The sequence below is a fragment of the Hanstruepera marina genome (assembly GCF_019880635.1).
Classification (GTDB): domain Bacteria; phylum Bacteroidota; class Bacteroidia; order Flavobacteriales; family Flavobacteriaceae; genus Hanstruepera; species Hanstruepera marina.
The window spans coordinates 1,426,930-1,439,286 of sequence record NZ_JAINVX010000001.1; the positions used below are offsets into that span (position 1 = coordinate 1,426,930).

Annotated in this window: 13 protein-coding genes; 9 read left to right on the forward strand and 4 right to left on the reverse strand. The window is 36.5% G+C overall.

Annotation, left to right across the window (positions count from 1 at the left end; all coding sequences use genetic code 11):
- Positions 1–25: 25 nt before the first annotated feature.
- Both K7G76_RS06650 and K7G76_RS06655 read right to left on the reverse strand, forming a co-directional pair.
- Positions 26–322: a putative quinol monooxygenase gene (locus K7G76_RS06650; protein WP_223033376.1), complete on the reverse strand. Its 297-nt coding sequence runs from the start codon at positions 320–322 to the stop codon at positions 26–28.
- Positions 323–325: 3 nt separating this feature from the next.
- Positions 326–1,162 (reverse strand): SAM hydrolase/SAM-dependent halogenase family protein, encoded by an 837-nt coding sequence (locus tag K7G76_RS06655; protein ID WP_223033377.1) that lies wholly within the window; start codon positions 1,160–1,162, stop codon positions 326–328.
- A 111-nt stretch (positions 1,163–1,273) separates the two neighbouring features.
- On the opposite strand from K7G76_RS06655, the gene K7G76_RS06660 reads away from it, so the two are divergent.
- Positions 1,274–2,227, forward strand: coding sequence for a PhoH family protein (locus K7G76_RS06660; protein WP_223033378.1), 954 nt, complete (start codon positions 1,274–1,276; stop codon positions 2,225–2,227).
- 41 nt (positions 2,228–2,268) lie between these two features.
- On the forward strand, positions 2,269–3,219 hold the full coding sequence (locus K7G76_RS06665; protein ID WP_223033379.1) for a phosphoribosylaminoimidazolesuccinocarboxamide synthase: 951 nt from the start codon (positions 2,269–2,271) through the stop codon (positions 3,217–3,219).
- 2 nt (positions 3,220–3,221) lie between these two features.
- Here the strand turns inward: K7G76_RS06665 and K7G76_RS06670 are convergent, their stop codons facing one another.
- Entirely contained in the window at positions 3,222–3,587 is a 366-nt protein-coding gene (locus K7G76_RS06670; RefSeq protein ID WP_223033380.1) for a TfoX/Sxy family protein, read from the reverse strand.
- An 18-nt stretch (positions 3,588–3,605) separates the two neighbouring features.
- Complete coding sequence (locus tag K7G76_RS06675) at positions 3,606–3,977, reverse strand: DUF2200 domain-containing protein (RefSeq protein WP_223033381.1); 372 nt, start codon at positions 3,975–3,977, stop codon at positions 3,606–3,608.
- 139 nt (positions 3,978–4,116) lie between these two features.
- Here K7G76_RS06675 and K7G76_RS06680 point away from each other — a divergent pair, with 139 nt between their 5' ends.
- From K7G76_RS06680 to K7G76_RS06710, 7 genes are all read left to right on the forward strand, one after another.
- Complete coding sequence (locus K7G76_RS06680; RefSeq protein ID WP_223033382.1) at positions 4,117–5,487, forward strand: alanine/glycine:cation symporter family protein; 1,371 nt, start codon at positions 4,117–4,119, stop codon at positions 5,485–5,487.
- Between the two features lie 57 nt (positions 5,488–5,544).
- Positions 5,545–5,964: an IS1/IS1595 family N-terminal zinc-binding domain-containing protein gene (locus K7G76_RS06685; protein WP_223033383.1), complete on the forward strand. Its 420-nt coding sequence runs from the start codon at positions 5,545–5,547 to the stop codon at positions 5,962–5,964.
- A gap of 107 nt (positions 5,965–6,071) precedes the next feature.
- Positions 6,072–7,289 carry a hypothetical protein gene (locus K7G76_RS06690; RefSeq protein WP_223033384.1) on the forward strand — a complete coding sequence of 406 codons (1,218 nt, stop codon included), beginning with the start codon at positions 6,072–6,074 and terminating at the stop codon, positions 7,287–7,289.
- 12 nt (positions 7,290–7,301) lie between these two features.
- Positions 7,302–7,562: a DUF4212 domain-containing protein gene (locus K7G76_RS06695; protein WP_223033385.1), complete on the forward strand. Its 261-nt coding sequence runs from the start codon at positions 7,302–7,304 to the stop codon at positions 7,560–7,562.
- A 25-nt stretch (positions 7,563–7,587) separates the two neighbouring features.
- Complete coding sequence (locus K7G76_RS06700; RefSeq protein WP_223033386.1) at positions 7,588–9,363, forward strand: sodium:solute symporter family protein; 1,776 nt, start codon at positions 7,588–7,590, stop codon at positions 9,361–9,363.
- 105 nt (positions 9,364–9,468) lie between these two features.
- Positions 9,469–9,663: a hypothetical protein gene (locus tag K7G76_RS06705; protein ID WP_223033387.1), complete on the forward strand. Its 195-nt coding sequence runs from the start codon at positions 9,469–9,471 to the stop codon at positions 9,661–9,663.
- On the forward strand, positions 9,656–12,343 hold the full coding sequence (locus tag K7G76_RS06710) for an ATP-binding protein (RefSeq protein WP_223033388.1): 2,688 nt from the start codon (positions 9,656–9,658) through the stop codon (positions 12,341–12,343). Before K7G76_RS06705 ends, K7G76_RS06710 begins: the two co-directional genes overlap by 8 nt.
- Positions 12,344–12,357: the final 14 nt, after the last annotated feature.

The window sequence follows — 12,357 nt, forward strand, 5'->3', positions numbered from 1 at the left end:
ACACAAAGCTATTCATTATTTTAAATTATTGAAGCGAAGCAACTTTGTCAACACTCCAAGCTTCAGGTTTAGCATTAAATAAAGGTTTGGTTTTGGACCAAACCAATTTAAACAATTCAGAATGCCTATATTGCTCTAAATCAGCTTCAGAATTCCAATAACTATACGTGAAAAATACATTGGTATTGTGTTTGTCTCTGTACAATTCCAAAAATTGGCAGCCTTTAAAACCGCGTATAGCTTCTTTGTTCGCATGAAAATTATTTAAAAAACTATCAATATGCTTATCTTCAAAACTCATTTTTACTATACGTACTAACATGCCTTATTGTTTTGTAAAGTTAACCGTTATAGTATCCATTAATTTTAAACCCATTAAAGTTGAAGCACTACCTACGGTTTGCGGATTACTTTTGTAAACGGCTATTTCTATATAATCGGCAGAATTATAAACCACCAAACCACGACCTTCATCATGTCTTTTATCTGCGGGAATTTTAAAATCTACAATATCGCTATATTTGGTGTAGATGGTTTTAAATTTATTGTTGCGTGCCGATATAACATAGTCGCGCCCTTTTTGGATGGTTTCAAAAAATGACCGCTTAATATTGGTTATAACATTTCCATAATTGTCAATATAAATAATACTCCCAATAATTTGTGTTTGGTCTTCGTTTACAAACGGAATTAAGTTTTTAATAGGCTTAATTTTATCTATAATTTTACCAACAACCTCAAGTGTTCCACCGCGAGCTATATGACAGGCTACTTTTACAAAGACATCTAAAACTGGAAAGCTGGTTTGAATTTTATCGTGAATATTAATTTCAACAATCTTTTCAGGCGCAATTTCAGAACAAATCATGCTCATAATTCCATTATTGGCACATATAAAATAATGACCATCTAACAATACCGCTATGTGCTTATTTTCCTCATTAATTTCAGAATCAATACCAATAATATGAATGGTCCCTTTTGGAAAACTGCTATAGGCATTTAAAATGATGTAAGCCGCCTCGGGAATACTAAATGGCGAAACAGAATGTGAGATATCAACAATTCTGACATCGGGTAACTCATTGTAAATGGCTCCCTTTGTCGCACCAGCAAAGTAATCTTTCTCTCCAAAGTCGGTTGTCAAAGTTATTATCGCCATATAAGAATTGTTGATATTTTTTTAACCTAACACACCGTAAAAATGTGTAGTTTTGTTTAGACACAAATCTAATAAAAGTAAATAGATAATTTTAATTAAATCACCTAGCTTTTGAACGAAATCATTATCGAACTTGAAGAGGTATCTCCAAAAGATTTTTTTGGAGCACAGAACTCAAATATTACACTTCTTAAAAAATATTTTCCAAAACTTAAAATTGTTGCTAGAGGGACAAAAATAAAGGCCTATGGCGATGAAGATATGTTGGAAGAATTTGACCGCAGATTTAACATGTTAATGGAGCATTATATTAAATATAATAAGCTTGATGAGAATGTTATTGAACGCGTGTTAACCAGTCAAAGTAAGGACGATTATGCAACTAGTGAGTCGAGCGGTGAGGTTATTGTTCATGGTGTTAGCGGAAGGATTATTAAAGCACAAACAGCCAATCAAAGAAAACTGGTTGAAAGTATGCGAAAAAATGATATGGTTTTCGCTATAGGTCCAGCAGGTACAGGTAAAACCTATACAGGAGTGGCTCTAGCTGTACAAGCTTTAAAAAACAAAGAGGTGAAGCGCATTATTTTAACACGTCCTGCGGTTGAAGCGGGTGAGAATCTTGGGTTTCTACCAGGTGATTTAAAAGAAAAGCTAGATCCTTACATGCAGCCTTTGTATGATGCGCTGCGTGATATGATTGCACCAGAAAAACTAGCACATTATATTGAGAATGGTACCATACAAATTGCACCATTGGCTTTTATGCGTGGTCGTACATTGGATAATGCGTTTGTGATTTTAGATGAGGGTCAGAATACAACCCATGCTCAAATGAAAATGTTCTTGACCAGGATGGGGAAGAATGCCAAATTTTTATTGACAGGCGATCCAGGACAGATCGATTTGCCTAGGCGTACTATATCTGGTTTAAAAGAAGCGTTGCTGATTTTAAAAAATGTTGAAGGCGTAGGTATTATCTTTTTAGATGATAAAGATGTTATTCGCCATAAATTAGTTAAGAAGGTTATAGAAGCTTATAAAAGTATTGAAAATAGAGAGTAAATGTCATTACCGCACAAATGGTAATCCATCAAAGCAACATCATGAGTAATACCATAATAGATACCAATTTTAGTTTTCCGGGCCAGAAAAGTGTTTATAAAGGAAAGGTTAGGGAAGTTTATAATATTAACGACGAGCAATTAGTTATGATAGCTACCGATAGGTTGAGTGCTTTTGATGTCGTTATGCCCAAGGGTATTCCGTTTAAGGGACAAATACTAAATCAAATAGCAACCAAAATGATGGAAGCAACTGAAGATTTAGTGCCTAATTGGCTAACAGCTACTCCAGACCCCAATGTTGCCGTAGGTCATTTATGCGAGCCATTTAAAGTTGAAATGGTTATTCGCGGTTATATGTCAGGGCATGCAGCACGCGAATATAAGGCAGGAAAACGTATGCTTTGTGGTGTTGCCATGCCAGAAGGCATGAAAGAGAATGATAAATTTCCGCAGCCTATTATTACTCCTGCTACAAAAGCAGAAATGGGCGATCATGATGAAGATATTTCGCGTGAAGATATTTTAAAACGCGGTATTGTATCTGAAGCCGATTACGAAATTCTAGAAGATTATACCAGAAAACTTTTTCAGCGTGGTACTGAAATTGCAGCATCACGTGGTTTAATTTTAGTGGATACTAAATATGAATTTGGAAAAACCAAAGACGGTAAAATTGTTTTAATTGATGAAATCCACACGCCAGATTCCTCGCGCTATTTTTATGCTGATGGATATCAAGACCGGCAGGATAGAGGAGAGGCACAAAAACAATTATCCAAAGAATTTGTTAGACAATGGTTGATTTCAAAAGGCTTTCAAGGATTGGAAGGTCAAAAAGTTCCTGAAATGTCTGACGACTATATTACATCTGTGAGTGAACGATACATTGAACTATACGAAAATATAACGGGTGAAACCTTTGTGAAAGCTAACGTGTCAAATATACAAGATCGTATAGCTGATAATGTAAACAGATATCTAAATTCTTAAAGCTATTTCTTTTTTCGCTTACTAGCTTTTGCGAGTGGGTTGAAAGCTAAACACAAATCCAAATAGTAGGATAGATCTTTATCGGTATCAAAGCCATCAGGTGTTACAAAAATATAGCCACGCATAGGTCTTCCAGTAAAATCCATAGGAAGGCAGTGTTTTTTATTTAATTCTAGCTCATAAGTATGTTCTCCTATTCTAGCCATCAATAAATTGTCACCATATTTTTTGTCTAGATGAATACCGCATAGCATTTTGTCATCTACTTTAAAGCACAATCCACCCATCATTTTTAATTCGGTAAATGGTTGATGTTTGACTTTTAGTTGTTGTCTAATTCTATCGGCGAGAAATTTGTCGTATGCCATGATAAACTATGTTTGTTTTCAAGCGGTTCTCTTAATTTTCTCCATTTTACGGCCTTTGGCCAATTCATCAATCAGTTTTTCCATTTGCCTACACTGTTTGTACAATTCAAATTCATCCTCTATTTCTTCAATTCTGTAACCACAAACAACGCCTTTAATCATATGGGCATTAGGATGCATGTTTGCTTTTTCAAAAAATGTTCTAAAAGTAGCTTTTTCGTCAATAAAGGCTTGTATTTTGGTTTCATCAAAACCAGTTAGCCATTCAATAACCTCGTTGAGTTCATCTTTTGTCCTACCGTTTTTTTCCAATCTATTTAGGTAAAGTGGATAAATAGATCCAAAAATCATGTTTGCAACTTTTTCATTTTTTTCAGTCGTAACCTTCATTATAATTAGTATTGTATTAATATATTTATGTGAATTTAATGAAAGAAAATTGAAAAGAAAAAATAGATTTGGTTTTTAATGGTATAAGAAATTACTCTATTGTACTTAAAAGTGTTTGCACTTCACTATTTTTATAACCATGCAACAACTTGATCAATTACTATCGGATTTTTCATCTTTGGCTTGGGGTTTGCCCTTACTTATATTGCTTATTGGTGGTGGGCTCTATTTGTTAATTCTCTCACGTTTTTTACCTTTTAGATACTTTGGTCATGCCATACAGGTTTTACGAGGTAAATTTGATGACCCAAATGACCCAGGTCAGATTTCCCATTTTCAAGCCTTATCAACCGCATTATCGGCAACGGTAGGTATGGGGAATATTGCAGGTGTGGCTGTTGCTATATCCATTGGTGGTCCAGGCGCTGTGTTTTGGATGTGGGTTAGTGCTATAATAGGTATGTCAACCAAGTTTTTTACGTCTACATTGGCTATTATGTATCGAGGAAAAGATAGTGCTGGAAATATTCAAGGTGGTCCCATGTACTTTATTGTAGAAGGTTTAGGAAAAGCATGGAAACCTTTGGCTATTTTTTTTAGTGTTTGTGGATTGATAGGTGCTTTACCGGTTTTTAATGTTAACCAACTTACTCAAGCCATTAATGATATCTTGTTGCAACCCAATGGTATTGAAACGGGATTGTATTCTAACCTAATTATAGGAGTTGTTTTGGTTATAATTACTTCAGTGGTAATATTAGGCGGTTTAAATAGAATAAGTAAAACAGCAGCACGTTTGGTGCCTAGTATGGTGTTATTGTATTTTGTTTTGGTCATGATTATTTTATTTACACACATCGAAGAAATACCTAAATATTTTTCCTTAATAATTGAAGATGCGTTTGATGGTAGTCTGTTTAAAGCTGATTGTTTTCTAGGAGGATCTTTGGGCGGATTAATTTTATTGGGAATTAGGCGCGGAGCATTTTCTAATGAAGCAGGAATAGGAACGGCACCAATGGCCCATGGAGCGGCAAAAACTGATGAGCCTATTCGTGAGGGTTTAGTCGCAATGCTTGGTCCAGCAATTGACACATTGGTAGTGTGTACGCTTACTGCTTTGGCTATTCTGGTAACAGGTGTTTGGCAAACAACCGACGCCAATGGCGTGAGTCTAACAGCTTCTGCATTTGGGAATGCCATGCCTCAAATGGGTAAATACCTTTTGCTGTTGTGTATTGCAGTTTTTAGTGTATCATCATTGTTTTCCTATTCGTATTATGGTTCTAAATGCATGTCATTCTTGTTTGGGGCAGATAAAAAACACTATTATAACTATTTTTATATCATTAGTATTATTCTCGGTGCGACCACATCTTTGAGCATGATGATTAACCTTATTGATGGTGTATTTGCCCTTATGGCCATACCAACTATGACCGCTACACTTATAATGGCGCCACGTGTGGTTAAGGAGATTAAAGTTTATAAACAACGCAGTAAGCTTTAATGAAACCATTATGACTAATTGTTGCTAAATTAATATATTTATGCTAAATTAGTATATATGAAAATTAATCTTTGTCCAAACTGCAATTCAGATCAATACATTAAGAGTGGTGTTGTTAACGATAGGCAACGCTATAAATGCAAATCTTGCGGGTATTTCTTTACCGTAAACAAACTAGGAAAACGTATTGATGATTACTACGTAAATAAAGCTCTTCAATTGTATTTAGAGGGGTTAACCTATCGAGAGATTGAACGAATATTAGGTATTTCCCATGTGAGCATCATGAACTGGGTGAAGAAATATAACATTAAACGACCCTACAAAACTGATTATCACCCCACATACAAAATACTGAACGCAAACGAGTTGTCTAAATACTTCCAAAACACTGAAAACTTATCTGGTGCTGGTGTTTTGGTTACCGAATTGGGTGATAAGTTTATGCTCATAAAATGGGAGCGTTTTCGCGATTAGATATTGCAAATTAACAATTACCTATAACAATTTTTATTTAACTCACACATTTTAAGAGATTAGTGCTGCACACAAAACCAATTAATTAACTAATTAATCTTAAAATTATGAGAAACAAACTAACGCTATTGTTTGCCTTTTTTATGGTCATGCAATATGCCTTCTCACAAGGATCACCAGATTATAATGGTGGTCTCAAAGTGAAATTTGATGAAGAGGGCAAAAAGTATCTCCGTATTTTGTCTTGGGCACAAGTCCAGGGTATCTATACGGATGAGGTCCCTGATGAATCCAGTCATTTTAATTTCAATTTAAGGCGTGCACGTGTTCTAATGTTCGCCCAGATTAACGAAAAGTTCTTAATCTTAACACATTTTGGTTTAAACAGCTTAAACAGCAACTCATTAAGTCCTACTGGTAAAGGAGAGGGCTCACAGGTTTTTTTCCATGATGTATGGGCCCAGTACAATTTAAGTAAAAACCATTCTGTTGGTGGTGGTTTGCATTACTTTAACGGTATTTCCAGATTAAATAACCAAAGTACCTTAAACATGATGACTCTTGATAACAACAGACAGTCATGGGCCACTATTGGTTTATCGGATCAGTTTGCTAGACACGTTGGTGTTTTTGGTAAGGGAAGCTTTGGTAAGCTACAATACCGCCTAGCTATTAATGATGCGATCACAAACGGACTGGATACAAGAGAGCCAGTTGAGGGTGGTTCAGCTGTTTACGGTGGTAAACGTGTTTTGGGTTCTAAAGACGCTGGCATGGCTTATGCTGGTTATTTTGATTTTAACATACTTGATCAGGAATCCAATTTCCTACCGTATAAGGTGGGCTCTTATCTTGGAGGTAAACGCGTGTTTAATATAGGAGCTGGATTTTTCTATCACCCAAGCGGATCGGTTATAATGGACAATATGGAGCTGAAAGGGGAGGATGTCAGTATCTTCGCTGTTGATGCTTTTTACGATTCGCCTCTTGGAGATAAAGGTGCCGCTATTACGGCTTATGCGACATTTCAAACTAATAATTATGGTAAAGACTATTTGTTCAGTGCTTATGGAACAGGTAGTATGGTGTATGGTCATGTTGGCTATGTGTTTAATGGTGATAAAACCAAAACGCGTTTTCAACCTTATGTGTCTTTTGCATCCAATAGCTATGATGCTGTAGATGATAATAGAAATATCTTCGGAATTGGAGCCAATGCCTATTTCAGTGGCCATAACTCCAAATTAACTTTAGAATATCAAAATCAAAAATTTGGTGATTCAAAGCAAGGAACGGTGACGCTCCAGGCCATGATTTACCTATAAACCAAGCATATTATGTCAGATAAACAAAAACACGCATCGGCCTATTGGAAGGAAAACCTTAAGTATTTGGTTATTCTATTAACTATTTGGTTTTTAGTCTCCTATGGCTGTGGGATTTTATTTAAAGATGCTTTAAATGAAATTCGTCTGGGCGGATTCAAATTAGGATTTTGGTTCGCACAACAAGGTTCCATTTACGTATTCGTTATTCTCATTTTCGTATACGTCAGATTGATGAATAAATTAGATAAAAAATACGGTTTCGACGAGTAAGCCTTAACTATTAAAACAAATTATTATGAGTGTACAAACATGGACATGGATTTTAGTAGGGCTTACATTCGCTCTATATTTTGGAATCGCTATTTGGGCCCGAGCAGGCTCAACAAAAGACTTTTATGTCGCCGGTGGTGGCGTATCACCATTGGCAAATGGTATGGCTACTGCAGCCGATTGGATGAGTGCCGCGTCCTTTATTTCTATGGCAGGATTGATTTCCTTCATGGGATATGATGGGTCCGTATTCCTGATGGGATGGACCGGAGGCTATGTATTGTTGGCCTTACTATTAGCGCCTTATTTACGGAAGTTTGGTAAGTTCACGGTACCTGATTTTATTGGTGATCGCTACTATTCCAACACAGCTAGAACCGTAGCGGTTATTTGCGCCCTAATTGTATCCTTTACTTATGTAGCAGGGCAAATGCGTGGCGTGGGTATAGTCTTTTCGCAATTCCTTCAGGTTGATATTAACCTAGGGGTTATAATTGGTATGACGGTCGTTTTAGTATTCGCCTTTTTGGGTGGTATGAAGGGAATTACCTATACGCAAGTAGCTCAATATTGTGTCTTGATATTTGCCTTTATGGTACCTGCATTCTTTATCTCTATGCAGATGACTGGAAACCCAATTCCTCAAATAGGTATGGGTGGCAAATTGGAAGGTGGTGCCTACCTTTTGGATAAACTGGATACCCTACATACACAATTAGGATTTAATGAATATACCGATGGTACTAAATCTACTTGGGATGTGTTTGCCATCACATTGGCGTTGATGGTTGGAACCGCAGGTTTACCACACGTAATTGTGCGTTTCTTCACGGTACCTAAAGTAAAAGATGCTCGTAAATCAGCTGGTTTAGCCTTGTTGTTTATTGCTATTCTATATACTACGGCTCCAGCTATTGCGGTGTTTGCGAGAACCAACTTAATTGAAACAGTAAGTGAGCAACAATATAATGAGATTCCAGAGTGGTTTAAGAACTGGGAGAACACAGGGTTGATAGCTTGGTCAGATAAGAATAATGACGGCAAAATTCAATATGTAGCAGGTAGCGCCATTGATGGTAAAAAACCTGTCTATACAAATGAACGAGGTGCTCATGGTGAACGTATGATTTCTAATGCTAATGCAGAAGTTAACGAGTTATATGTTGATAGAGATATTATGGTATTGGCAAATCCCGAAATAGCCAAGTTGCCTAATTGGGTGATTGCTTTAGTGGCTGCCGGTGGATTAGCAGCAGCACTGTCAACAGCAGCTGGTTTGTTATTGGTGATTTCAACATCGATTTCTCACGATTTAATTAAAAAGCAATTAAAGCCTAACATTTCAGAAAAAGGAGAATTAATGGCAGCACGTATAGCTATTTTAGTGGCTATCATCATTGCTGGACTATTCGGTATTTATCCTCCAGGTTTCGTTGCCGCGGTTGTAGCTCTGGCCTTTGGTTTAGCAGCGGCATCCTTTTTTCCAGCGATTATTTTAGGAATTTTTGACAAGCGTATGAACAAGCAAGGTGCCATAGCGGGTATGATTGTGGGTATTACCTTAATGTTGTTCTACATGATACGTTATAAAACCGGATTGATTGGTGTGATGGATCCAAGACCTGCCAGTGAATGGTGGTTTGGTACTTCACCAGAAGGTTTTGGTACGGTGGCTATGATAGTTAATGTTATTGTATCGGTTGTAGTTTCCAGAATGACAGCAGCACCTCCTGCTGATGTTCAAGAGATTGTTGAGAATATCAGAATACCTTCGGGAGCAGGTGAAGCTTCCAGTCATTAATTATTTCAGATTTATATAAAATTTGAAAGTTTGTTTAGTTAGTTAAAACAGTATGGTTCTTTTGACCATACTGTTTTTTTCTTACATTTAACTGCATTTGTAATTATGAAAAAAAGACACGAACAAAAATTAGTAGTTTTGGCTTTGGCGCTCTTGCTGTTGTTCAATGTGCCTTTTCTATTTATCTTTAATATGGAAGGACAGGTCTTCGGAATTCCGATTATCTATTTTTCCATATTCGCTATTTGGTGTTTGGCTATTATTATTTCCTATGTTATTCTAAAACGGCATTATGAGTAATTATAGTTTGTTCATAATTATCATCATCTACTTGGCAATATTGTTCTACATCGCTTTTATTGCTGAAAAGAATGCCAAAAGCAAATGGGTAAACAACCCATACATTTACACCTTATCATTAGCTGTGTATTGTTCGGCTTGGACCTATTACGGCAGTATTGGCATTGCGGCTAATTCTGGAATGCAGTTTTTACCAATTTATTTAGGACCTGTTATTGCCGCGCCTTTATGGATTATCGTTTTGCGAAAGATTATACGAATTTCCAAACAGCATAAAATTTCGTCCATTGCCGATTTTATTTCTTTGCGTTATGGGAACAATCGGTTTATTGGCGCCTTGGTAACGGTGGTGTGCTTGGTAGGGATTGTACCCTATATTTCTTTGCAACTAAAAGCCGTTTCAGAAACCTTTGAAATTATGGTAGATGAAAGCAGTTATATATCAAAGACTATTTGGGATGATTCCACATTTTACATTGCGGTTCTCCTGGCTGTTTTCGCCACCTTTTTTGGAACGCAAGCTACCGATGCTTCTGAAAAGCATCGTGGTATCGTGGCATCTGTTGCTTTTGAGTCAGTTTTAAAATTAGTATTCTTTTTGGTTATTGGGTTGTATGTCACTTTTTACCTCTTTGATGGTACGACAGATATTTATGATAGAATTTCATCTGTGGAGTCTTTTAAAAGCTTGTCCACTTTTGGAGATATCGGAAACGGATTCAATTGGTTCTTTATGATTATGTTATCCTTTTTGGCCATTTTCCTATTGCCCAGACAATTTCAAGTATCGGTTTTGGAAAACAATCGGGAAAAATATTTAAAACAAGCCATTTGGTTATTTCCGTTATATCTATTGCTGTTTAATGTATTTGTGATTTTTATTGCTTGGGCAGGAAAGCTATCATTCAGTAATGAGGTTAATGCCGAATATTATACCTTGTTACTGCCACTGCAACAAGACAATACAGTATTGGCCTTATTGGTTTTTTTGGGAGGCTTTTCTGCAGTCATATCCATGGTCGTTGTGTCCACATTGGCATTATCAACTATGGTAAGTAACAACCTGATCATTCCGTATGGATTTTTAGATAAGTTTAGTAAAAGTCAGCCAGAAAAAAATGCCAAATACATTAAGGTTATCAGACGGGTTTCCATTTTTAGTATCATTATTCTAGCCTATTTCTTTTACGTGTCCTTTTCAAAGGCCTTGTCCTTATATTCCATAGGCTTGATTTCTTTTGTAATCATTGCCCAGTTGGCTCCCTCATTTTTTATTGGAATATTTTGGAATAGGGGATCATCACGAGCGACTAAAGTCGGTATTATTGCCGGGTTTTTGATAACCCTATACACATTGGTTTTACCATTTGTCATGCAGGTGCTTACTGGAACTTCTGAATTTTCTGATTATGGTTTGTTTCATATTGAGGCATTGCGGCCAAGCGCCTTGTTTGGTATTGACTTTTTAAGTCCACCGGCTCATGCTTTTTTCTGGAGTTTGAGTATCAATACCTTATTATACCTTACGGTGTCTCTCATGTTTAAAGGAAATTACAGAGAGCGGAATTATGCCGAAATGTTTGTAGATAGCAAAAATTATGCGTCGCTTCAGGACAGTGCTTTGGTTTGGAAAGGGGAAGCCTATGTGTCTGATATCAAAAATGTTCTCAACCGATTTTTAGGAGAACAACGAGCGCAACGTGCTTTGAGTATCTTTTTTACAAAATATAAATTACCACAGGATACGCAACTCGCAGATGCACGACTCATTAATTTTTCCGAAAAACTTTTGACTGGTAGTATCGGCAGTTCTTCGGCTAAAATTTTGATTTCGAGTGTGGTGAAGGAAGAGCAGATTAGTTTGGTTGAGGTATTGAAAATTTTAGAGGAATCTAAAGAAACCATTGCCAGTAATAAGCTGCTAAAAGAGAAGTCTGATGAGCTTCAGCATTTGACCAACAGACTTAAAAACGCCAATGACGAATTGATTTTGAAAGACAAGCAAAAAGATGAGTTTTTGGATACCGTGGCCCATGAATTAAAAACACCTATAACGGGTATTCGCGCAGCAACCGAGTTGATTATGGAAGATACTGATATGCCTGCTGAAATAAAGATTCAATTTTTAAGCAATATTCTTCAGGATTCCGATCGCTTATCACGGTTGATTCATAATATCTTGGATTTTGAGAAATTGGAAACAGGCAGACAGGAACTGGATATCCAACAGTACGACATCAAGGAAACCATTGAAAAAGCTATAAATGGCGTGAGTCAAATTGCTGCAAAAAAACAAATTGACATAATCACTAAAAACCCACATAAATGTAAATTAAATTACGATGAAGACCGGATCATTCAGGTTTTGACCAATTTGCTTTCCAATGCCATTAAGTTTTCTGAATCAAAAACCGGTAGGATTGTGGTTGATTATAAGCTTGGAAATGCCTCCGTTGAGGTGCTGGTTAGTGATAACGGCAGAGGTATTTCAGATAAGGATATGGACTTTATTTTTGACAAATTTTATCAAACTAGTGACCAAAATACCATTAAACCACAGGGGAGTGGTTTAGGGCTGGCCATTAGTAGGCAAATCATTAAAAAACACCATGGAAAAATATGGGTTAAAAACAATCAAAAAAGTGGTGTAACCTTTGGTTTTAAGCTACCTTTTGACTAAATTGTACTGCTGTA